The 24,766-nt window shown below is 32.6% G+C and carries 21 protein-coding genes and 2 pseudogenes; 1 reads left to right on the forward strand and 22 read right to left on the reverse strand.

Annotated elements, in window-relative coordinates; genetic code table 11:
- Positions 1-34: 34 nt before the first annotated feature.
- From FYJ81_RS02720 to FYJ81_RS02760, 9 genes are all read right to left on the reverse strand, one after another.
- Positions 35-394 carry a RicAFT regulatory complex protein RicA family protein gene (locus FYJ81_RS02720; protein ID WP_154409267.1) on the reverse strand — a complete coding sequence of 120 codons (360 nt, stop codon included), beginning with the start codon at positions 392-394 and terminating at the stop codon, positions 35-37.
- Positions 394-1,935 carry a tRNA (N6-isopentenyl adenosine(37)-C2)-methylthiotransferase MiaB gene (gene miaB, locus FYJ81_RS02725; protein ID WP_326750924.1) on the reverse strand — a complete coding sequence of 514 codons (1,542 nt, stop codon included), beginning with the start codon at positions 1,933-1,935 and terminating at the stop codon, positions 394-396. The genes FYJ81_RS02720 and miaB overlap by 1 nt, the downstream gene beginning before the upstream one ends.
- A gap of 459 nt (positions 1,936-2,394) precedes the next feature.
- A complete protein-coding gene (locus FYJ81_RS02730; RefSeq protein WP_107505261.1) occupies positions 2,395-2,691 on the reverse strand; it encodes a thiamine-binding protein in 297 nt (98 codons plus the stop codon).
- 456 nt (positions 2,692-3,147) lie between these two features.
- Positions 3,148-3,549 (reverse strand): RrF2 family transcriptional regulator, encoded by a 402-nt coding sequence (locus FYJ81_RS02735; protein ID WP_107383973.1) that lies wholly within the window; start codon positions 3,547-3,549, stop codon positions 3,148-3,150.
- Between the two features lie 68 nt (positions 3,550-3,617).
- Positions 3,618-4,241, reverse strand: coding sequence for a poly-gamma-glutamate hydrolase family protein (locus FYJ81_RS02740; RefSeq protein WP_107505260.1), 624 nt, complete (start codon positions 4,239-4,241; stop codon positions 3,618-3,620).
- 130 nt (positions 4,242-4,371) lie between these two features.
- Positions 4,372-4,995: a poly-gamma-glutamate hydrolase family protein gene (locus FYJ81_RS02745; RefSeq protein ID WP_107505259.1), complete on the reverse strand. Its 624-nt coding sequence runs from the start codon at positions 4,993-4,995 to the stop codon at positions 4,372-4,374.
- A 144-nt stretch (positions 4,996-5,139) separates the two neighbouring features.
- A complete protein-coding gene (locus FYJ81_RS02750; protein WP_019468715.1) occupies positions 5,140-6,006 on the reverse strand; it encodes a 2-oxoacid:ferredoxin oxidoreductase subunit beta in 867 nt (288 codons plus the stop codon).
- Positions 6,007-7,767, reverse strand: coding sequence for a 2-oxoacid:acceptor oxidoreductase subunit alpha (locus FYJ81_RS02755; protein WP_154409268.1), 1,761 nt, complete (start codon positions 7,765-7,767; stop codon positions 6,007-6,009).
- A gap of 110 nt (positions 7,768-7,877) precedes the next feature.
- The gene (locus tag FYJ81_RS02760) at positions 7,878-8,669 is read right to left on the reverse strand and encodes a TIGR00282 family metallophosphoesterase (protein ID WP_107505257.1); all 792 of its coding nucleotides are present in this window, start codon (positions 8,667-8,669) and stop codon (positions 7,878-7,880) included.
- Positions 8,670-8,834: 165 nt separating this feature from the next.
- Between FYJ81_RS02760 and FYJ81_RS02765 the strand changes: the two genes are divergently transcribed.
- Positions 8,835-9,050, forward strand: coding sequence for a hypothetical protein (locus FYJ81_RS02765; protein WP_019468712.1), 216 nt, complete (start codon positions 8,835-8,837; stop codon positions 9,048-9,050).
- Positions 9,051-9,465: 415 nt separating this feature from the next.
- Here the strand turns inward: FYJ81_RS02765 and rny are convergent, their stop codons facing one another.
- From rny to rnjB, 13 genes and pseudogenes are all read right to left on the reverse strand, one after another.
- Positions 9,466-11,025, reverse strand: a complete 1,560-nt coding sequence (gene rny / locus FYJ81_RS02770; RefSeq protein WP_019468711.1) for a ribonuclease Y — start codon at positions 11,023-11,025, stop codon at positions 9,466-9,468.
- Between the two features lie 330 nt (positions 11,026-11,355).
- On the reverse strand, positions 11,356-12,411 hold the full coding sequence (recA, locus tag FYJ81_RS02775; protein WP_107383979.1) for a recombinase RecA: 1,056 nt from the start codon (positions 12,409-12,411) through the stop codon (positions 11,356-11,358).
- Positions 12,412-12,581: 170 nt separating this feature from the next.
- Positions 12,582-13,727, reverse strand: a complete 1,146-nt coding sequence (locus tag FYJ81_RS02780) for a CinA family nicotinamide mononucleotide deamidase-related protein (RefSeq protein ID WP_192942904.1) — start codon at positions 13,725-13,727, stop codon at positions 12,582-12,584.
- A gap of 229 nt (positions 13,728-13,956) precedes the next feature.
- On the reverse strand, positions 13,957-14,535 hold the full coding sequence (gene pgsA, locus FYJ81_RS02785) for a CDP-diacylglycerol--glycerol-3-phosphate 3-phosphatidyltransferase (RefSeq protein ID WP_107384813.1): 579 nt from the start codon (positions 14,533-14,535) through the stop codon (positions 13,957-13,959).
- Positions 14,536-14,588: 53 nt separating this feature from the next.
- Positions 14,589-14,981, reverse strand: coding sequence for a helix-turn-helix domain-containing protein (locus FYJ81_RS02790; RefSeq protein ID WP_107384814.1), 393 nt, complete (start codon positions 14,979-14,981; stop codon positions 14,589-14,591).
- A gap of 31 nt (positions 14,982-15,012) precedes the next feature.
- A complete protein-coding gene (locus FYJ81_RS02795) occupies positions 15,013-15,843 on the reverse strand; it encodes a DUF3388 domain-containing protein (protein ID WP_019468706.1) in 831 nt (276 codons plus the stop codon).
- Positions 15,844-16,035: 192 nt separating this feature from the next.
- Positions 16,036-16,740 carry an elongation factor P 5-aminopentanone reductase gene (gene ymfI, locus FYJ81_RS02800; RefSeq protein ID WP_154409270.1) on the reverse strand — a complete coding sequence of 235 codons (705 nt, stop codon included), beginning with the start codon at positions 16,738-16,740 and terminating at the stop codon, positions 16,036-16,038.
- A 3-nt stretch (positions 16,741-16,743) separates the two neighbouring features.
- A complete protein-coding gene (gene yfmH, locus FYJ81_RS02805) occupies positions 16,744-18,030 on the reverse strand; it encodes an EF-P 5-aminopentanol modification-associated protein YfmH (RefSeq protein ID WP_154409271.1) in 1,287 nt (428 codons plus the stop codon).
- On the reverse strand, positions 18,030-19,319 hold the full coding sequence (yfmF, locus tag FYJ81_RS02810) for an EF-P 5-aminopentanol modification-associated protein YfmF (RefSeq protein ID WP_107386240.1): 1,290 nt from the start codon (positions 19,317-19,319) through the stop codon (positions 18,030-18,032). The genes yfmH and yfmF overlap by 1 nt, the downstream gene beginning before the upstream one ends.
- A gap of 10 nt (positions 19,320-19,329) precedes the next feature.
- Complete coding sequence (locus FYJ81_RS02815) at positions 19,330-20,043, reverse strand: GntR family transcriptional regulator (protein ID WP_107384818.1); 714 nt, start codon at positions 20,041-20,043, stop codon at positions 19,330-19,332.
- Positions 20,044-20,045: 2 nt separating this feature from the next.
- A pseudogene (locus FYJ81_RS13305) lies at positions 20,046-21,500 on the reverse strand (DNA translocase FtsK); the annotation flags it as partial.
- A gap of 92 nt (positions 21,501-21,592) precedes the next feature.
- Positions 21,593-22,481: pseudogene (locus tag FYJ81_RS13310) on the reverse strand (cell division protein FtsK); the annotation flags it as partial.
- Between the two features lie 278 nt (positions 22,482-22,759).
- Positions 22,760-24,433, reverse strand: a complete 1,674-nt coding sequence (rnjB, locus tag FYJ81_RS02825) for a ribonuclease J2 (RefSeq protein ID WP_019468700.1) — start codon at positions 24,431-24,433, stop codon at positions 22,760-22,762.
- Positions 24,434-24,766: the final 333 nt, after the last annotated feature.

Genomic DNA, 24,766 nt, shown 5'->3' on the forward strand with positions numbered 1-24,766 from the left:
ATTGTTCATTTCCTTTCTACAAGTGGATTACGTATCAATCTTTATCTTGTTGAATTTCATTTAAACGGTTTGACATCGTACTGATCATCATTTGCAATAAGTCATTCGCTTCTGCTTGTGATTCTCTAAATTCTTCAACAATAGGTATAACATTGATATTTTGCTCAATATCTTGAATTTTATCTTCAGATTGACGTAATGCCTGATGTTTACCATAATTTTGTAAATTAACAGACTGTTTCTGTGTTTTTTTCAAGTCTTTCATGCGTGTCTCAATATTTTTATTATGATGAATTTGCTGTTCAATCGATTGATATTCTTTGACAGTGTCTAATGATTGAATACGTTGGCTGAGTTTATCTGCTTCAGCTAATATTTCATCTTTTTCATACATTATTGTGTCACCACTGCTTTTTCACTAGCTCCTAAAAATGTACCATTTAACGAAAATTGTTTTGCTTCATCAACTTTTACATCAACAATTTTTCCGATCATTTCTTTAGGCGCCTTAAAGTTAACAAGTTTATTTTTATTTGTATAACCCGCGAGTACAGTATCGTCTTTCTTACTAGCACCTTCACATAGAACTTGAACCGTTTGTCCTTCATATTGTGTCATAGCTTGTTCAGAATAATAAGCTACTTTTTTATTTAACTGTTGTAGTCTAGCCTTTTTTTCCTCTAAAGGTACGTTGTCTTTCATTTTAGCCGCTGGCGTGCCATCTCTTTGTGAATAGATATACGTATATGCATGTTCAAATGCTACTTCATCGTAAAGAGTTAATGTTTCTTCAAATTGTTCTGCTGTTTCGTTTGGATAACCAACAATAATATCTGTTGTTAAAGCAACGTCAGGTATTTTAGACTTAATACGATCTACTAAATCTAAATAACTTTCTCTTGTATATTTACGTCCCATAATTTTAAGTACAGCATTATTTCCTGATTGTACAGGCAAATGAACATGCGGCACTATGTTCCCACCGTTAGCAATCACTTCTATCATACGATCAGTAAAATCCCATGGGTGACTCGTAGTGAAACGTACTCTCGGAATATCTATTTTCGAAATATCTTCAAGTAAATCACCAAGTCCATATTCCAATCCATCAATATCTTTGCCATATGAATTAACGTTTTGACCTAATAATGTAACTTCTTGATATCCTTGACGTGCTAGATCTCTAACTTCATCAATAATATCTTGTGGCCTTCTACTCCGCTCTTTTCCTCGTGTAAATGGCACAATACAGTATGTACAGAATTTGTCACAACCATACATGATATTTACCCATGCTTTTATATTGCCTTTTCTGACCTTAGGTAAATTTTCAATTACATCGCCTTCTTTAGACCAAACTTCCACTACCATTGCTTTCGATAGATAAGCTTCTTCAAGTATTTCAGGCAGTCTGTGTATATTATGAGTACCGAAAATCATATCCACGTTTTGATATGATTTTAATATTTTATTGACGACTGATTCTTCTTGCGACATACAACCACAAACACCAATGACCGTTTCAGGTTTTTCTTTTTTTAAGTGTTTTAAATTGCCAATCTCGCTAAACACTTTATTTTCTGCATTTTCACGAATTGCACAAGTATTAATTAATATAACATCCGCTTCATTTATCTCTTCCGTTGCTTGATAACCTAAAGCACTTAAAATACCTGCCATGACTTCTGTATCATGCGCATTCATTTGACAACCATATGTTTTTATTAAAAATGTCTTCCCTTTACCCATATCACGATATTTTTCACCAATTTGAAAATCGCGATTATAATGTATTTCTTCTTTACCACGTTTACGTGCTTCTTTTAAACTTGGTGGTTGGTATACATGCTCAAAATACTTACTATAATCTTTTGTCTTCTTATCGCGTTCGGCCAACACATCTATAGAAGTTTGCTTTCTTTGTTCTTCATTCACGCTAACAAAACCCTTTCTATATCATAAAAACTAAGAACAAACGCTTTAAAATAGATTCTATCTCGCTGTTTAACAATCGAGTCGTTCAAAGTTCTATAACTTTATCTATAATCATTATTTCATTATATTAAATTTAGCACTAAAGTGCAAAAGTCATATACAATAATCAACTTTGATTTAAAAATTTATATAACAAAAACTCCTTTTACTTATATATATATTGGTCGATAACAGAAATATGTAGTTAAATCATCGTGAAAAATCGAATTATCTTTAAGTGTACCTCTTACTATTATAATATTTTCATATAAAACTATCCTTGGTTTTACCCACAAAAAATAAGGTACTTCCGTATTATTTAGTAAATTTAACTAAATTAACGATGTACCTTAAATAGTTAACAATTTAATTTTATCTTTATAACATCAATAGCCAATATCTAACTAACATGACAATCACTTAGATTTCATCGTATTTTCCAGTTAACGTTTCAATCGTGATACCTTCAGGAACATGATAAAATTTTACTTGACTGATGGTACTTGGTATTTCTAGTTCTACCATTCGCTCATTAAGCTTTTGAATCAATATTAAGCATTCATTCATTTCACCTTGCACAGTTGTTTCTAGTGGTCCAACGCGATATTCTAAACCAGAATCATCTATCACTTTAATTGCTTCATCTACGTAAGGTGTAACGTCTTCACCATTAGTAGTTTTTGGAATAATTTGTACGCTCATTAAAGTATCATTCATACTTATTCAACCCCTTAAATTTTACTTATCTTCAGTTTACCAAAACATTAACCTAAGGTATAGAATTCTAAAGCTTTGTTTATCGATAGGTTTCATCTATAAGATCCATCATCATATTTTTAGCAATGTTCTTTCCATTCGCAGCAGCATCAATTAATTGACTAACAAAGTTATCTTTAACCACTCTAGCTACATACAACCTATTAATATTGGTTATTCCATAAAATGTCGATTAGATTTTTCCTTGTTTATCCAGGTGTAGCTCTATATTATTTAAAGAAATCGAATTCGGTGTCAAACATCATTTGTGTAAATGCACCTTCTATTTATATAACACTACTATCTTCAAATTCCATTCCTTTTATTTATACATATATTAAAGATTTTTAATATCTATAATAAATTTAAAATAATGTATAGAAATAGTTTATCATTTCCTATTTCTATACTATAAATTCATTTACTTGTTCTATTTTTATCTAAACTTGTTAATTTTTTTTGTTTCAATGTTGTTATCAATGTTGTTTCAGCATCTTCCATTATAGCTTTAATCGGGCAACCTTCATCGTGATTAAAGGAGTCTTCTAATAAACTTTGCTTCCCATCAATCGTAATTATGACATCATAAATAGATACTGAATCCCAACCATTTTTTAATTGATACCCACCTTTAGCACCACTACTAGCCGAAATGATATTGCTTTTTACTAAACGTGTCAGTACTTTTGATAAGTAAGTTGTAGAAACACTTAAAACTGATGCTAAATCTTGTACAGGAATCTTTTTTTGGTCCCCTTGGTTATTAATCATAAATAACAATGCGTGTAAAGCATAATCAGTCGCTTTTGAAAATTTCATAAATTCATCATCTTCCTATTATAGATATAATAAATCTATAATAACTTATTAGGTTTTCCTTTTCAATATTATGCAATGTTTTTAGTCGCATTAATGATTGCTTGTGCAAAATCATACATAAACTGAGTCCAATTACTGCTGTTTTCTCTACTTTTTTTATTATAGCGTCCATTTTCAAACAATTTTTTTCTTATTCCTGAGGTTAATTCGAGTTGTACACCTTTTTCAGTTTTACAACAATTAATAATATTGTCATCATGTGCACCAGACATATGTGATGGCGCTTGTCTGACATCTATCCCTAGTTTTTCAAATTCTTCTGTCATTGCATCCATTAATTGCTCGTCTTTACCACCCATATAAATAATTTCATCTTCACCTTTACAACCATGTATAGCGATGGCATATGGATTATTAGCAATCATTTTCATTAATTTAGGTTCATCATAGTTTCTGGATGTCACATGTAATTCTGCATTAGCTTTTGTTCTAATTGCTTTAAAAGTAAAGTAGTCAAAACCACCTTTCTCAGCTGTTAATTCCGCCAATTCGGTAGTAGCAGGTTCAATAGCTCCTCCGTGAATTGCAGTTATTATAACATTGCTATTTCGCTCAATAGTATTAATGATCCAATCCGTATTTTCCTCTGTAAGCTCCATTAATTCCGTCATAGACTTAAATCGATCAGACATATTCCACCTCCTATATAAATGTACTTTTTTATTTACCACACTTTAGCGTCCACTATCTTAAATCACTGTTAAGTTTTTGCTAGTTTATTAACAGAATTTTTACATTTGCTTCTGAGCAATTTGCAGTTAACTATTTATGGTATGTGATTGCCTTAATCATTGCTTCCGAAAATTCTTTTAAATAAGTTGACCAATTTGAACGATCTTCTCGATCTTTTAGATTAAATTTTTTATTAACAAAACATTGCTTCCTAAAGTTAACGGTCAATTCTAACTGTACTCCCATACCATTCTTGCCACAATTGACAAAGTTATCTTGTTGTTTACCAGAAATATGAGATGGTGCATCCTTTATAATGAATCCTGCTTCATTTAATACTTGTTTTATACGCGTAATTAACGCTTCATCTCTACCACCGATATACACTTCATTTTTCTCACCCATACAACCATGAATAGATATAACTTGGGCATGTTCGCTCACAATCTTTTTTAATTTAGGTTCATCAAAATGAGTTGACGTAACATGAAGTTCATTATTTTTATTTTTTCTTACACCTTTAAAACTATAAAAACTGAAATTTCCTATTTCACTTAAATATTGTGCAATTTCAGTGGTACCTCTTTCTATAGCCCCTCCATGGACAGCAGTAACAAGCACAGGTGAATCTCTTTCACGCGTTTGAATTTCCCAATCTTCACCTTCGTGTGTGTATGTTAGCAATTCCTTCATTGTCACAAAATGATCAACCATTTTTCTCTATGCCTCCACTTTTAATGTTTATATATAAAAATAGCTGATCCACAAATATAAAACAATGATTTTTCTATGAAAATCATCTTTTTGTGATCAGCTAGTTATTTTACGCTTTTGATTACTATTTAAGTAGATAAACTACTATACAAATTGTTTTGTTAAGTCTTTGAATTGTTGTTCATCAAGGTGAATATCTTTTTTGGCTAGTGCTGTGCCTTCTATTTCTTCAATTTGAGATTCATAGGAAGGTGTTTCTGTGTCTTGGTATACGATACCTTTAAGTAATGAATTATATTCTAAAACTTTTTGAGTCGCTTTTTGTTTGTCTGTCGTATCAAAATCTTCAATTTCATCAATATTGGTAAGATTTTCTTTAAACCAATCATAAGTGTTTACTTTATTGTATGTCACACATGGAGAGAATACGTTAACGAATGAAAAACCATCATGATTAATTGCATCTTCCAACATTTTAGTTAATCCTTTGATATCACTAGAAAAGCCTTGAGCAACAAATGTTGCACCTGAAGACAATGCAAGCTCTAATGGCGCAACATTTTTCTCAATATTGCCTTTTGGCGTAGATTTAGTCACAAAACCCTGTGCTGAAGATGGTGATGTTTGTCCTTTTGTTAAACCATAGATTTGGTTATCCATCACTATATATGTCATATTCATATTTCTACGTAGTGCATGAATCGTATGTCCCATACCAATCGCATAACCGTCACCATCACCACCGGAAGCAATAACTGTTAAGTCTTTATTAGCCATTTTCACACCTTGTGCTAATGGTAATGAACGGCCGTGAATGCCATGAACACCATATGAATTAACGTAACCAGATAAGCGACCTGAGCACCCGATACCTGTTATAATTGCAACTTCTTCAGGTTCTAGTCCAACATTTGCAGCTGCTTTTTGAATCGCTGCTTGAACAGAAAAATCTCCACAACCAGGGCACCAATTGGGCTTCACATTATTTCTAAAATCTTTAAATGTTGCCATTTATACCAACTCCTTTAAATTTTTGGCAATTTCTAATCCTTTGGATTCTATTTCATTTGGTAAGAATGGCGTACCATCATATTTCGTTTGGTTAATTAACTTGTCTCCAACGTTCACATTCATTTTTAATATATTTGAAAGTTGACCTTGATAATTATGTTCAACAACTACAACTTTTGAAGCTTTATCAACCGCATCTTGTATCGTTTTGCTTGGGAATGGATGTAATTGTCGAATTTGTAAATGGTTAATCTTCAAACCTTGGTGCTCTAATCTTTCTTTACCTTCTTGAATCGCGCCTTTAGTAGAAATGAAACCTAAATAAAGTATATCTGCTGCTTCATGAATCGCATCATTTTCAACAGGATCATTAATCAATAGATGCTCTGTTTTTCGCATACGTTTATCCATTTGTTGTTGTCTGTTATCAGCTGCTTCACTTGTCTTACCTTCTTCATTATGTTCCACACCCGTAACATGATGTATGCCCCCTTTAACGCCAGGGATTGGTCTAGGAGAGACACCGCTTTCAGTCAACGCATAACGCTTGAAGTATGTTTTATCATCTTCATCTCTTTCTATATCTGATTGAATCGTTTCTCCACGATTTATTTCGATTTTATTATAATCTAATGATTCTACAGTTTGTTTACCTAATGACAATTGTAAATCACTTAAAATGATTACAGGGCATTGATACATTTCAGCAAGATTGAAAGCTTCTATCGTAAGATAAAATGCATCTTCAGCATCAGTAGGTGCTACTACTATTTTAGGTATATCACCATGAGTACCGTAAATCATTTGCATAAGGTCTGATTGTTCTTGCTTGGTAGGTAATCCAGTGGATGGACCTCCGCGTTGTGTATTAATAACAACAAATGGCGTTTCAGTCATACCAGATAGGCCAATGGCTTCCATCATGAGTGAAAGACCAGGTCCAGCGCTTGCTGTAAATGCACGTACGCCAGCATAGTTGGAGCCAATTGCCATATTTGCTGCAGCGATTTCATCTTCTGTTTGTACAACAGTACCTCCAACTTTAGGTAAGTTTTCAATCATATATTCCATAATTTCAGATGCTGGTGTAATAGGATATGCTGCCATAAATCTTGAACCGGCTGACAGCGCACCTAAACCTATCGCATCATTGCCTATCATATATAGGTGTGGTGTGCCTTCTGTTGTTTCTAAAACAAAATCACCATCAACAGTACTTAATTGCTCGTTCATTAATCGATAACCTTCATTCAATGCTTCAATATTCATTTCTACAACTTTATCACCTTTTTTAGTAAACATGTTGGTGATAAGTGTCTCGAAATCTGAGATATCTAAGTTCATTACGGCACATGTTGCACCAACAGCGACCATATTTTTCATTAAAGTCGTGCCTAATTCTTTCGCAGTAGCAGTAAAAGGAAGCGCAACCAATTGTGCTTCACAATGTTCGGGCTTTTCTGGTTTAACTTTACTATCAGCAATAATCACACTATCTTTACGCATTTCTTGGTGATTCAATTCGATTGTTTCTTGATCGAATGCGATTAATATATCTAAATCATCACTAATTGCATGCACTGGTGATGTTGATACTCTAATTTTGTTATTTGTATGACCGCCTTTGATTCTACTTGAAAAATGACGATATCCGTATAAATAGTATCCTTTACGGTTCATAGCAGTGGCAAAGATTTCACCTGTTGATTCAATACCTTCACCTTGTTGTCCGCCCACTTTCCATGATACTTGAGATTTCATATCATCTAGCCTCCTAGTGGTTATAATAATTCATATTTCATCATACCAAAACAAACCACGCTTTTACTATGAAAAGAGCGGTTTAATTAAAAATTCATACTAATGGACGATTATTTAAAAGGATGGTCATCATTAATAAGAATACGTTCTATACGTTTTGTTTTACCATCTTTATTTAAATCTATAATTACACCTGATAATACACTTCGACCTTCATCAGGAACGACATGTCTTTGTGGTAAGCTCGTGATAAAGCGAGTAATCACTTCTTCACGATTAATGCCAAGTATACCATCGTAGTAACCAGTCATCCCTACATCTGTAATATATCCAGTGCCTCCAGGTAATATTCTTTCATCTGAAGTTTGGATATGTGTGTGTGTACCAACAACAGCACTAACTCTATTATCTAAATACCATCCCATTGCATTTTTTTCTGAAGTAGTCTCAGCATGAAAGTCAACAAAGATATAATCTGTTTCTTTTTGTGCTTCAGCTATTAATGCATCTGCTTTTTTAAAAGGATCGTCAATGTCTTGCATAAATGCTCTTCCTTGTAAATTAATGATAGCCAATTTGATTTCATTAATTTGAATGAAGCGCATACCAACACCAGGCGCTTCATCTGGAAAATTGGCTGGACGAACCATCCGATTGGCATTCTCTATAAAATCATATATTTGACGTTGACCATATGTATGATTTCCCATTGTCATAAAATCAACGCCTTCTCTTAGTAAAGATTTATATATTTTTTCAGTCAAACCTTTACCATGAGCTGCATTTTCTGCGTTTACTATTGTAACGGTAGGTTTATAAGTTTGTTTCAACTTGGGTAAATAGTTTGAAATAGCTTCTCTACCTATTTTGCCAACAATATCCCCAATAAATAAAATTCTCATTTACGTGTCATCCTCTCTTACTGTTAGTTTAATTGAAATTATCTATGATGAAAAGGCTCTTTAATAAATATTCATAAACATTACTTTGTTTTAAATTTCAGATTGGTGGTAATATTTATATTATAGTTAAGTATCATTTCAAAAAATAGGAGTTGTATGTAAGAAATGTCAATTAATATTGATCCACAACATTTTGCTGACTTAGTTGTTTCTGCAAACCCTGCAAATAGTGACAATCCGGAAGATATTGCTAAAGATAGCTTAGAGTTATATATCAATGCTTATAGGCTTGCTGAAAGATATGCCAATATCTCCACTAGTTGTTATGACACTGCTGAAGTAATCAAAGAATTGCAGAAAGTAGACTTAGAGTTAAAATAACTAATCGTAACGCATAGGAATAACAAAGACTAAGATATAATGCTTAGTTTCAAAACAATGAGTCTGGGACATCAATGATGTTTCAGACTCATTTATATTGTCAAAAAATGACTTCCCAATCTCTTTGTTAATTTAAACATTTACAATTTTGATTGTGCTATACTTGCCTGACGATACGATTTACATAATCTGAGTTTGTAGCCTGTCACGCACATCATTTTTCATTTTTTTCAGCTATTACAAAATCATTACTAATAAGGTATGTTAATTCAAAAAAGAGCGATTTCCCATCATATATTGATACTTTCTCAATGTGTTAAAAATCACATTATTTTTCACAAACTAAAAATAACTGCCAACAAAGTTTTACTTCTCTGCTAGCAGTTATTTCATAAGTTAATTATGTTTTTATTTATTATTTTGCGTATTCAATTGCTCTAGTCTCACGAACAACTGTCACTTTTATATGACCAGGATATTGAAGTTCGTCTTCAATCTGGCTCTTAATATCTCTTGCTAAGCGATGTGACTTTAAGTCGTCGATAGTTTCTGGTGATACAATAACCCGAATTTCTCTACCAGCTTGGATTGCAAATGCTTTTTCAACACCATCATAGCTTTCTGAAAGTGTTTCTAGTCTTTCCAATCTTCTAATATAATTTTCTAACGTCTCTTTACGAGCACCTGGTCTAGCAGCTGATAGAGCATCTGCTGCTGCAACCAATATAGAAATAATAGAAGTTGGTTCTACATCACCGTGATGTGAGTGTATAGCATTTAATACTGTTTCACTTTCAGCGTATTTTTTAGCTAATTCCACACCAATTTCAACGTGACTTCCTTCAACTTCATGGTCAATAGCTTTACCAACATCATGAAGTAGTCCAGCACGTTTGGCTAATGTAACATCTTCTCCTAATTCAGCTGCTAACATGCCACTTAAGTGAGCAACCTCTATAGAATGTTTTAACACATTTTGACCATAGCTAGTACGATATTGTAAACGACCTAGAATTTTAACTAAATCTGGATGCATGTTATGCACATTAATTTCAAATGTTGCTTGTTCACCAGCATCCCTTATAATATCGTCCACTTCTTTTCGAGCTTTTTCAACCATATCTTCAATTCTTCCAGGATGGATGCGTCCATCTGAAACAAGATTTACTAATGCAGTTCTTGCAATTTCGCGTCTAATTGGGTCAAAACCTGATAGAATAACTGCTTCTGGTGTATCATCTATAATTAAATCAATACCAGTTAACGTTTCTAACGTTCTTATATTTCTACCTTCTCTACCAATAATTCGACCTTTCATTTCGTCATTTGGTAAATTAACAACTGATACTGTAGATTCTGAAGTATGCTCTGCAGCTAACCGTTGTACAGTAGTTGCTAATAGTTCTTTTGCATTTTTATCGACTGCTTCTTTTGCTTCTTTCTCTTTTTCCTTAACAAGTATTGCAATATCATGTGACAATTCTTCCTCGACTCTTTGAAGTTGTTCATTGGCAGCTTCTTCTTGAGTGAGACCAGAGATGCGTTCTAATTCTTGTTCATGCTTATTTATTAATGACTGAACACTACTCTCTTTTGCATCTACTTGTTGTTGTCGTTCTTCAAGTTTAGACTCTTTTTGCTCTAAAATCTCATCCTTTTTATCTAAAAGATCAGATTTTCGCTCTAAGTTTTCTTCTTTTTGAAGAAGTCGTGCTTCTTGCCTTTGAAGATCACCACGTCTTTCACGAAGTTCATTTTCACTTTGCTCTTTTAAGATTTGATTCTCTTCTTTAGCTTCAAGGAGCTTTTCCTTCTTGATATTCTCTGCTTCTTTATTACCATGTTCGATAATATCTTCAGCAGTCTGTCTTGCTTGTAATTGCTTTTGATGCAATATATTTCGGGCAATAATATACCCTACAACAACTCCGAGAATAATACCTAGCAAAATGAGTAGGAGGTTTAATAAATTCACACAAACACCCCCTTTTTCTAGGATTTTGCTCTGTATATCAAATTCAATATGATTATATGAAGTTATATAAGAATCATACAATGTAATTGTACGGTTTCAAACTAAGTAGTGTCAAGGTGTGCAACTACATTAATTCATTATTTGAATAGCTCATTTTACATTAAATTAGTTATAGTTACTGCTATTGTCTATTTCTTGTTGTATTTTCATCATAAAATATTCTTATTTAATAATTTTAAACCTGTATGTTATAACAAAAAAATAAGCCTATATTTTAAAATATAAGCTTATTTTATAAGGGAAAATTTTTATTTTACGTCAAAATATAATTTATTCATCTTTTTCATCAAAAAGTGTAGCTGTTGCTTCTTCTTCCTCTTTTTCATCTACGTCACCATCGAAAATACCAAGTTTTTCTCGCAATTTTTGGTCGATTTCTTGTTTAACTTTTGGATTTTCTTTTAAATATAGTTTAACGTTTTCTTTACCTTGACCCATACGTTCACCATTGTAAGAATACCAAGCACCCGATTTATTGACGATTTCATTTTCTACACCGAGATCAATGAGTTCGCCTTCTTTCGAGATACCTTTGCCGTACATCATATCAACTTCTGCCACTCTAAATGGAGGCGCTACTTTATTTTTTACCACTTTAATTTTTGTTCTGTTACCAACAATTTCTTGACCTTGTTTCAACTGTTCAGCACGACGAACTTCTAAACGCACTGAGCTATAGAATTTCAATGCACGTCCACCTGGTGTCGTTTCAGGATTACCAAACATAACGCCAACTTTTTCACGAATTTGATTTATAAATACAGCAGTTGTATTTGATTTAGAAATAGCGCCAGACAATTTACGTAGCGCTTGTGACATTAAACGCGCTTGTAAACCGACGTGTGTATCGCCCATTTCACCTTCAATTTCAGCTTTCGGCGTTAACGCAGCTACAGAGTCGATAACAACGATATCTACCGCACCACTTCTAACAAATGCTTCAGCAATTTCTAAGCCTTGTTCACCGTGATCTGGTTGAGACAAGTATAAATTTTGAATATCAACACCTAATGCTTCAGCATAAACTGGGTCTAAAGCATGTTCAGCATCAATAAATGCGGCAATACCACCATTTTTTTGTACTTCAGCTATGGCATGTAATGCAACTGTTGTTTTACCGGAACTTTCTGGTCCGTATATTTCTATAATTCTACCTTTAGGGTAACCACCAACTCCTAATGCGTTATCTAGAGTTACTGAACCACTTGATACACTAGAAACTTTACGTGCTTCATTATCACCAAGTTTCATTACTGCACCTTTACCAAATGATTTTTCCATATTTTTAATTACTGTATCTAAAGCTTTTTGACGATCATTATCCAAAACGCTGGACCTCCTAAATGAGATTTATCTCTGAAAAATATCTTAACCATACTATACATTGATTTAAAGTATTCTGCAAGCATTTTGCGAATATTTGTTCGCTAATAATAGAACGATTTTTACAAAAAGGGAACGTACGTACTAATTATTACTTGTTTTGATTTAATCATTTATGCTTTAAAATAATTTAATAATCGGATCAATGTATAGTTTTGTGCTCTTTTTTTAATTAAATTTCTATTTTTCGTCATTTTAAATGATTTAATTGTTAGATATTCATTTTCTAAAATACCTAAGTATACTGTACCATTTTCATGTAATAATGAAATACCTATCTCCGCATTATATAAATCTTTAACGATACGACATGATATTGACAGTTGACGCTCAATACCTTCTTTTAGATTTATAAATTGTTGATGATGCGGTAACATACCCAAGAGTTTATTTGAATCATCATTATCTTTCATTCTCGAGTATAATTCACCATCTGTAACACCATCATAGATTGCAAATGATTGCTTCATATGTTTTAAAAACGCTGCTTCAATGGAAACGTCATCCGATCCATAATAATAATCACCAATACGTGATAGTATTTCTTTTTTTACTGGTGCTATTAATGCTTCACATTCTTGTTTTGAATCACCATTCGCCGTCAATCTTATATTCACTTCATGCGTACCTGCTAAAGGGGCAATTGTAGGGTTCGTTTGATTATCTATTAAGTCCATTAAAATAGTTTCAATTTTGGATTCACCTATACCTGCAAAACGCAATAATTCTGAAAAAATAATGCTTTCTCCATTTAAAAAATATGGTAATAAGCCATGTTTTGCCATCGGTTGCATTTCTTTAGGTGGACCAGGTAATAAAGCAATATGTTTATCGTTATGTTCAATCAACATGCCTGGTGCCATACCTACTTTATTATCTAAAACTATTGCACCTTCAATGACTAATGCTTGTTGTTTATTGTTCGGTGTCATCTCAACATTTTGATCTTTAAAATATTGCTCAATATACTTCAATGATTTTTCATCCGTCACCAAATTGCGATCTAATATCTGAGCTATCGTATGCTTCGTTAAATCATCTTTAGTAGGTCCTAGTCCACCAGTAAGAATAATAGCATCATACTGCTCTAATGATGAATGTATAGCTCGTTCAAGTCTTTTAGGATTATCTCCTACTACAATATGTTCTACAACACTGTGTCCTATATCATTAAATAATTTTGACAGATATTGACCATTGGTATTTGCAATTTGACCCAGTAATAATTCAGATCCAACCGCTATAATTGATATATTCACGCTTTTTCCTCCTCGTTCGCAAATAACCATTTCGCTATTTAACATGTTAAATTACTTATTTTTATTATAAATCTAACTCTATTTAAAAACTAAAATTTCGTTTGTAAATTGTTCTGTTTTGATGAATCAGCATTCTGTTACAAAACATACTATTTCAACAAAAAAACTGGAAATGTGCTTTAAAAAACACTTTCCAGTTGAATTCATGATTGTCAGAATTAAACTCATATTATTTGGCTTTGAATACATCTCTACCCTTATAGAAATATTCAATACCAGAAAGAACAGTAAAGAATACCCCAATGTATAAAAGCACCTGACCTATTGGAAAACCAATCCACGTTGCTAATGGGTCACCAAGTAAAATCCATACTAGCGCTATCATCGTAACGGCCGTTTTAATTTTACCTAATTGCCCAGCCGCACTTACAAAACCTTGTTCGATTTGTAATAATCGCAACCCTGTGACCGCAAATTCACGTGCAATTATGATAATCGCTACCCAGGAGTTTGTTAATCCAATTTCAACTAATGCTATCAAAGCACTTGAAACAAGTAGTTTATCTGCTAATGGGTCTAAAAATTTCCCCATATTTGTAACGAGTTGCCATTTTCTTGCTAAATAACCATCTACAAAATCACTTAACGAGGCAATAATAAAGATAACACCACTAATCAATAATTCGATTCTTATTTCATATCCACCAATAAAAGTTACATTACCAAAACCAAAATCTACTAAAGCGAATAATAGAAATACTGGAATTAATATAACTCTAAAAACAGTTATCCAATTCGGAATATTCATTTCAAATCCTCATTTCTATATATATAACTTACTACAAATGCACGAAAATATTTTTATAAAAATAATACTGCTAATATCCACAGTATGGCAGTGATAATAATCACCAGACTTATTACTACTGCTAACTGCAAAGGTTCTTTGTTTTTACTGCGATAACTAGGTTGATGATCAGAAGAAAAAGCGTCAATTGTATCTTTCAAGTTATTATCATGATTAGGAATTTCATCTCTATGTGCATGAATAAGCTGTTCAGCATCAATATTTACAGCCTTTGCATATTTACGGATAAAACCTTCTACATAATCTGCATTTTTAAGTGACTCAAAATCATTTTTTTCAATGAGTGTCAAAGTTTGACGTTTAATTTCTGTTCGATTTTCTAATTCTGTTAATGTCATACCTAATCTTTCGCGACGTCCTTTTAAAGTTTGACCAACTAAACTCACGATGTTAGTCCTCCTCATCCATTATCTTTTGCTATTCAAAAAATCCAAAACCTCCACCGAAAACATCGTCACCGAAATCAAGATTATTTTTACTTTTTACAGTGTGTTTTTTCATTTCTTCATAATGGATTTCTTGATTTTTATTTTCTCTTAGTTCAATGATGTAATCAAAATCACTCATCTCATAATCACTGGTTTCTACAAATAAATCAGGATGCTCTACAACTTTAATTGCTGGTAAGCTCATAACCTCTTTTACTAATTCTTGATGTTTTTGGTTGGATTCTCTTGCCGTAACCGCACCATCAATAATATAGACGTGATCAGAATCATACTCACCTTTTATGAGTGAACTACGAACAGTTTGCTTAATTAAAGTAGAACTAATAAATAACCAACGTTTGTGTGCACAGACACTACCGGCTACAATTGATTCAGTTTTACCCACTCTTGGCATACCTCTAATACCGATTAATTTATGACCTTTTTCTTTAAATAATTCGGCCATAAAATCTACTAATAAACCCAAATCTTCTCTTTCAAAACGAAATGTTTTTTTATCAGCAGCATCTTGTTCTATGTATCTGCCATGTCGTACTGCCAATCGGTCTCGCAATTCTGGTTTACGCAATTTAGTAATAGAGATATCATCAATTTCACTAACGATATTTTCAAATCTACTAACTTTTTCAAGGTTATCAGATTTAATTAATAGACCTCTTCTACCTTCATCAATACCATTTATAGTAACAATACTTATACCCATCATACCTAACAAACTGGAAACATCACCTAGCAGTCCGGCTCTGTTCATTGTTATTTCATATTCTAAATACCATTCTTTTTTTGCAGCAACTGTCATGGCATATACACCCCTTAGTTTATAAATCACAGCAATTAGCTTTGACTAAAATCTATCACATTTCTAGTTATCTATTAAATGAAAAAAGCATAGTACAGCACAAATAATTTTAAAATGTAATGTAATGAATGATATTGATATTATATCATTGAATGTTTCACAAGTGGTTTATTTTTTCAATTATATCAAAAATTATAAATACCAAGCGCCATTCACTTTTTGTATTGTACCAGTCACACTTTTAGCTAATGGATTGCAAAGGTAACTACAGGTATGTGCAACTTCTTCAGGCCCAATAAACCTTTGTTGTGGTAATTCTTGAGTCAAAGTTTCAAGCTCACTTTCTCCCCAAGCTTTTAACATATTACCGCTCACAAAACCGGGTGCGATGGCGTTCACAGTGACTGAAGTCATTGATAGTTCTTGGCTCAATGCTTTTACGAAACCAATTTGAGCTGATTTCATCGCCGAATAGATCGTTTCCATACTTGCACCTGTTTCTCCCCAAATTGATGAAATAACTACAATTCGACCATTATGACTTTGTCGTAACTGGTCTACAAAATATCTACATATTCTAATTAATTGGCGCACATGAATTTGATAATGCTCATCAATCATTGCATCTGTCATATCTTGCAACTGACCATACAACGCGGTTCCACTGGCATAAATAAGACAATCTAAATTTTTTATAAAATGAAAATATTGATTAAAATCAATTACATTGCGCAAATCGCATTGTATAAATTGTACTGAACTATGGTTGAACTGAACGTTTAGTTGATTGATATCAGCATTATTGTAATGGATGATGACTTCATATCCATCAGACAACAAACGATTAACGATTGCAGAACCTATAGATCCTGAACCACCTATAACCAAAGCTTTCATTGTTTATTTCATCTCCAAACGACTATCAACAATTTGGGATAAATTCAAACACGTTTGCGCCGTTTCATTTACGCTTTCTAACGTAATACTTTCTACAATATCTAATAAATCAAATAAACTTACACCTTCAAAATAAAGTTTTGTGTATTGGTTTGCTATATATTCAGGGGAATTCAAACCGGATATAAACTCTCCAATAAATTGTTTTTTCAATAAATTAAACGCTTCTACATCAGTTAAACTACCCTGTTTTGCTTCTAGTTCATCTAATAGTAATTTTTTTAACTTATCTGGATGTTGTGTTGCACTGGTAATCATGGAAAAGCTATATGTAGGTTCTAATACAAATTGATAACCAAATGTTTCATCTATCAACTCTTTATTAAGCAACATTTGATAAAAATCAGTTTCTTCACCAAATAATAATTCAAAAAACAAAGTCATTTCTAAATCTTTTTTTACTAATAATTTATCTGGCACATCAACTAATGGTGTATTTTTAAAGCCAAGCATAATTCTAGGTGATTGTAACTTCATCTTTTCAGTTACTATGTTTTCTCTTACGCTGTCTTGTTCTGTTAACGGATCTCTTACTATTTGAGATTGATTCGTTTTATCTCTTTGATTTTCATGGTCTGCAACAACATTGTAAATATGGTCTACATCTACATCTCCAACAACAAATAAAACCATGTTAGAAGGATGATAAAATGTTTCATAGCAAAGATATAAATCTTCTTTAGTTATTTCATAAATACTTTCTACACTACCAGCTATATCAACTCGAATTGGATGTGATTCATACATAGCTCTCAACGTATTAAACATCATTTTATAGCCAGGCTGTTCTTGATACATTTTAATTTCTTCAGCAATAATACCTTTTTCTTTATTTACAGATGCCTCAGTAAAGTACGGTGTTTCAACCATCGTTAACAAGCGTTTTATATTGCTTTCAACATTATCTGTTGCACTAAACAAATAACTTGTTCGGTCAAAACTAGTAAATGCATTTACTTGTGCATTATCTTCTGCAAATGCTGTGAATAAGTCTTCTTCTTCATTTTCAAATAGTTTATGTTCTAAAAAGTGTGCAACACCATCTGGTACAGTAACATAATCTTCACTACCATGTGGTTTGAATTTACGGTCTAAAGAACCAAATTGCGTTGTATATGTAACAAATGTTTTCTGAAAGCCTGTTTTAGGTATCACAAATAGTTTTAACCCATTATTCAACTCAGTTTCATAAACAGTTTCATCTATTTGCTCGTAATATGTGCTTTGCATTATTGTTGACCTCCTTTCGTTAGTATATAAATTGTATTGAGTTCTATGTTTTTCACTAATTCTATGATTTCAGATTTATTAACATCTTGAATATGTTTAATGTAATCATCCTCTGATATATCATGCTCTAATAAAATATTATTATTCAATATCTCTATGATACGTTTAGGACGATCGTACGACTCTTGACGTTGAGAAATAATAATTTTCTTAGCAAGTTCCAGTTTTTCTTCGCTAAATTGACCTTGCTGGAACTTTTCAAATTCCGCAATAATTGTATCTTTTGCTACGCTATATTTATCAGATGAAACACCGCTAAGCACAAACATAAAACCATTTTTTGCATCTATTTGCGAATGAATTGAATACGCTAAACTTTGTTTTTCTCGAACTTCATTAAACAAAACGGAAGAGGGATCTCCGCCAAACATGGTATTAAAAACAACACTAGCAAAATATTGTTTATCTCCAAATTGTACTGGCAGTTTAAATCCAATATTTAATTTAGCTTGGTCCACTTCATCTGTCTCAACGATCTCTTGTGGAACTTTATCTGCTTGTGGTACTGGCGTCGCATGAGATTGTTTGAATTGGAATGGTTTTATATCAAAATAAGTTTTGATTTGAGATTTTACTTCTTGTTCATCTACATTACCTACGACATAAACAGCACAATAGTCGTTCTGTAGCATAGATTGATATGTATGATATAAAGTTTCGGGTGTTATATTTGCTATGTAATCTACTTGCCCTGATGCTAGGTGACGATACGGCTGTTCACCAAACATATACTTCAATAAATTTAAAAAAGATATTTGAGATTTATTATCAACCATTGCTTCTAATTTTTTAGTTAGTAAAGCTTTTTCTTGTGAAACAAAGTTTTCATCAAAACTATCATTAGAAACTAAAGGGTGCCAAATCATTTCTGTTAACAAATCTAAACCCTTTTCAAATAATGGTGTTTGATCAGTAAGATAGCGTTCGTTGACTAACTCCAATGATATCGTTATGACATGCTTGTCTTTAAATTTTGAGACAAAACTATTAACATACGCGCCATACAATTCTGAAAGATGACGGTTAAACGCCTTGTCTGTCGGCCATTTTTTAGTGGCACGCACGAGTAATTTACTGAGTATTGATCGCGCTGTCATGGTTTCACTATCTAACGGGGCCATAAATTTTAAAGTAATTGTGGTTGTTTTGAACTTTGTTGTTGGTAACACATTAATATGCAAATCATTTTGCTGTTCATTTATTTTCAAATTGTCAAACCTCACTTTCATAATTTTGTTATTATATACTATTTCTAACCGTTTTAAATTTTACTAAACTACTTTTGAAATAATTAAAAGAATAAAGTATTGGTTGATCATTTTTATCATAATGAATTAATTTCAACAACATAAGCCCTTCATGTGGTGAGGCATCCAATATGTCTGATATATGTGGTTCATAACCAATAGCCTCTATCTCAGTTTCTGCATATGCAACTTTTTTCGAAGCATAATATTCAATTGCGTTTAACAACGATTCATCACTATTTTGATACTGCGCACATGTTAAATCTTCTGCTGGTAGCTTATCTAAGCAATAAACAACTGGCATACGGTCAGCCATTCTCACGCGTTCAATAATTGTTACTAACGCTTTTTCAGGAAGATTTAATCTCTGGGCATCTAAAGATGTCGCAGGTTTTTCGTCTAAGCTTATATACTCCGTACTCGCATGATAACCTTGATTTTCAATCATTTTACTGATACTAACCAATTCATCTAATGGATAGAAGAACGGGTGCAGTGTTTTAACACTTGCACCTTCTTCTAAATTATTAGATAACACTTGTTCAGTAATTAGTTCATCAACTGCATCGTATACGTCATCTGTTTTAACATTTAATTTTCTAGCAACTGCAAGGTTACTAGGTAAAGCATCTCCTGGTTTCAATGCTCTCGTATTTATCTCTTGTATCAGCCATTCTTTTACTTTATAAACAGAAGTCAATTCCATATTTACACCTCCTCACTATCTAAATCCACAAGTATTTGTCTAGGTTTACTGCCTTTTTGTGGTCCAATCACTTGATTACGTTCTAAATCATCCATCAATCTAGAAGCACGGTTGTAACCAATTCTAAATTGTCTTTGTAATAACGATGTACTTGCTTTTTGTTGTTCAATTACAAATAAATACGCTTCATCATACAAGGCATCTTCACTCTTCATTTCTGATTTTTCAACAGGCGCATCTGGTTCCATTTCTTTTACATAATTCGCTTTTTGTTGCTCTACGACATAATTTACAATGTCTTGAACCTCTTGGTCACTTAAAAACGCACCTTGAACTCTAGTTCTAGTAGATCCACCATTAGCAACATAAAGCATGTCACCTTTACCAAGTAATTTATCGGCACCACCGCTATCAATAATCGTTCTAGAATCTGTTTGTGAACTCACAGCAAAAGCAATTCTAGAAGGTATATTATTTTTTATTAAACCAGTAATTACATCTACGGAAGGACGTTGTGTTGCGATTATTAGGTGAATACCTGCTGCACGTGCCATTTGTGTGATTCTTTGTATTGCGTTTTCTACTTCTTTACCAGCAACCATCATTAAATCTGCTAACTCATCTACTATAACAACAATATATGGTAACTCAGATTGTTTCTCATCTAACTCTTCATTTTGTTTTCTAATTGCTTCATTATATCCCTCAATATTTCTAGTAGAAGAATGTTGAAACAAGTCATACCGTCTTTCCATTTCTGCTACTACTTTTTCTAAAGCTTGTGATGCCTTATGCGGATTGGTTACAACAGGTATGAGTAAATGAGGGATACCATTGTATATATTTAATTCTACCATTTTCGGATCAATTAACATAAGTTTAACTTCGTGTGGCTTTGCATTTAATAGGATACTTGTAATAATACCATTGATACAAACAGATTTCCCGCTTCCTGTAGAACCTGCTACAAGTAAATGAGGCATTTTGTTAAGTTCTACTGTAATTGGGTCACCTGAAATATCCCTACCTAGTCCTACTTCTAACTTATTAGAAGCAGGAAATTTTTCATCTAATACTTCTTTTAAAGAAACAAGCGAAATTTTATCATTCGGTACTTCTATACCCACAGCAGATCGTCCAGGTATTGGTGCTTCGATACGTATGTCCTTAGCTGCTAAGGCTAAGGCAATATCGTTATGCAGATTAACAATCTTACTCACTTTAACCCCTTGAGCGGGTTGTATTTCATATTGTGTCACTGCTGGGCCTATTTTAATCTGAGTCACTTTAGCATCTACACCAAAGTTTTTCAATGTGTTTTCTAACAACTGCCCCTTTTTCTGCACCTCTGCTTTAGAAGTCGATTTCTGTTTAGTTGGTTGTTTCAATAATGTTAATGGTGGTATTTTATATGCTTCATTTTCTACTTCTCCAGCTTCAGATATGGAATTTGAAGCCGCATCTTCATCTTGTGCTTCACCTTCTTCTAATTCATTAACTGGTTGATCAATGATTGCGTTATCTTCTGGATTTGGTTCTTGGATAGTACTTTGATTATTTTGATCAAATACACGTTTCGATCTCTTGTTTTGAGTTTGTGTTTGTTTATTATCTTCATCTTTATAATCGTTATGTCCATAAATTGGAATTGATTGTTGTTCAGGAGTGTTGTTACTTATCTCTGGTAGATCAGTTACATCCTTAACATTATTTTGAGTTTGTGCTTGTTCAGTTGCTTTTTCGGCTTTTTTTTCGGCTTTTATACGTGCTTTAGCATCTTTTTTAATTTTATTTTCTTTACGGCGTTCTTTAAGATTTGCAGAAGCATCTTGACTTTTTACTTTCATCTTTTCAAAAGCAACTTTAGACACATCTCTATGTCTTTGTTTTGTCAATAAGATAAAACTAGAAGCTATTAATAATAGCGTTACAATAATTACACCGACAATTGAAATGAGTGGTATAAATAATGCCAATAAGTAATGTCCAAATAATCCTCCACCAAAATTTGGAAATGTATTATGTTCATAAGATTTATAAACATATGATAACACGGGTTCTCTTAATGATTGAGCTCTATGCATAAAATAGTACACTGTTTGAGTCACAAGTAATAATGCAATTTGTAAAACAAATGCACCTGTTGTACGTCTCGTCTTCGGCAATGCCTTATAGTAAGTAATAAATACAGTACTTATCAAAATTAAGATATAAGTTAAATACCTACTTGTGCCAAATAAGTAATTAAAAAAACTATCTATCATTGTGCCTATAATGCCCAATTGAAAAACACCAAGAATGATAGCAATAAAAATTACTATCGCAATAATATATCTTAATGGACTATCACTTTTCCTTTTTTTATTATTTGCAGTTTTCTTTCTTGTATTCGATGTTTTTTTCTTTGTTGTTGAGCTCTTTCTCGTTTGTGCCAACATTCACACCTTCTTTTCAACTCTGTTTTTTCGATATGTATATGAATCATATTTGTGTATTTTAATATCAAGTGATAATACAAATTATAAATATGATTTTAAATTCTATAAAAATCATTTTATTATATACTTATAATAACATAAAAGAGGTAAGACATTATTCGCTCCAGTATATTTAAAGGTTGTATATATCTTGTTTAGATATAACATATATACAATTTACTTTTAAATAACCTTACCAAAGCGTCTGTCTTAACCTCTTTATTTTAGAATAGAAATTATTAAATTTCAGATATTACCGGAATAATCATTGGACGGCGTTTTGTATTTTCAAAAAGCAATTTGCTTACTTGATCACGCATATTTTGTTTGATTTCTGACCATTCAATACGTTTTTCTTGTAAACCTAATTCAACGATTTCACGCACTTTTTCTTCAGCTTCATTTAATAAAGCTTCACTTTCCCTTACATAAACAAAACCACGTGATTGAATTTCTGGACCAGCGGCAATTCTACGATTCTTGGGATCTAGTGTTACGACTGCGATAAAGATGCCATCTTCAGCAAGTAAATGACGATCACGTAACACGATGTTACCAACATCACCTACACCAATACCATCAATGAGCACATTGCCGGAATTGACCTTCTCATTTAAAATCATTTCTTCACCATCATAGTTTACTACATCGCCTTTTTCCACTAGGAATATTTTCTCAGGTTGGACGCCAGCTTCATTAGCTAACTTAGCATGCGCAATTTGCATTTTAAATTCACCATTTACCGGAATGAAATACTCAGGCTTCATGATATTAATCATCATTTTTAATTCTTCCATGCAACCATGACTTGAAGTATGAATTTTTTTGCTGTTGGGAATGATTTCTGCTCCTGCACGAACGAGTTCATTAAGCGTATTTCCAACAATCACTTCCATATTAGCAGACGCAGTAATTGCTAAGAAGACCGAATCTCCTTCTTCAATATTCATTATCTTATGTTTCTTTTGTGCCATTTGGCTTAATGCTTCAACTGGTTCTCCTTGCATACCAGTTGCAATAATTATCACTTCATTTTTCGGATAATTTTCAACTTCATTAATTGGTATTAGTAAATCCTTAGAAATATCAAAATAACCAAGTTTTCTAGCGATATTAAATGAACTTTCTAACGAACGCCCTAGGAAAGATACTTTTCTATTTAATCTTTGCGCAATGTTTAAAACCTGTTGAATACGAATAAAATTAGATGCATAGCATGAAACAATCAATCTACCTTTCACCTTTGTAAACGCATCATACATATGAGATTCTATCACGTTTTCTGGCGTGTTATAACCTGGCTTTTCTGCTTCAGTCGAGTCACTGATCAAAGCAAATACACCATCTTGTCCAACTTCAGTCATTTTTTTCAAATCTGGAGCATAATGTCCTTGTAAACTTTGATCGAACTTGAATTCCCCAGTGTATACAATCGCGCCATAAGAAGTGTGTATACAAACACCTAAACTATCTGGAATACTATGTGTAGTGTTAAAGAATGTGACATTAACACCTTTAAAGCGCATAATTGATTCATTATTAACAGTATAATATCTAACTTTCTTATTTACATTGCGAGCCTTCATATTTTCTTTGATTAATGCAATTGTTAATTTAGAACCATAAACAGGCGCATCAACTTGCTCAAGCACATAAGTAACAGCACCTATCGCGTGTTCATGGCCGTGCGTTAGGAATATACCTTTTAATCTGTCTTTATTTTCTATCACATATTGAATATCAGGAATAACAATATCTACACCCAACATTTCATCTTCTGGAAACATCAGCCCCGCATCTAACATAAACATTTCATCGTCTACTTCAACGATATACATATTTTTCGCAATTTCCCCAACGCCTCCGAGAGGGATAATACGAATATTTTTATTCTTTTTCTTAATTAAACTCAAAATGTTACCTCCTATTTAAATTACCCGTCCATATATAAACCCATAGTTTATTATAAGTTAAAATAGGCCTTATGTACACTATTAAAGTAGCTACTTTAGTTGTTTTAAAATATATAATTGGATGATTTATTTTTATGTAAAAGCGATTCTAACGTATGCAATGATGTATTTGTAGCGCTTTTATGTATATATTCACATTTATTTTTAGCTTTTTGCTTACTCCTATTTAATTATCAATGCTGAAATATTAAAAAAAGAAACCAGTGATATGACTTGAACTTTTCTACAATAGAATTAAAATAATTCTATTGTAAGCAGTTCTCATCATTTTAC

The organism is Staphylococcus sp. McC-251-APC-3A2 (assembly GCF_009695665.1).
GTDB lineage: Bacteria > Bacillota > Bacilli > Staphylococcales > Staphylococcaceae > Staphylococcus > Staphylococcus cohnii.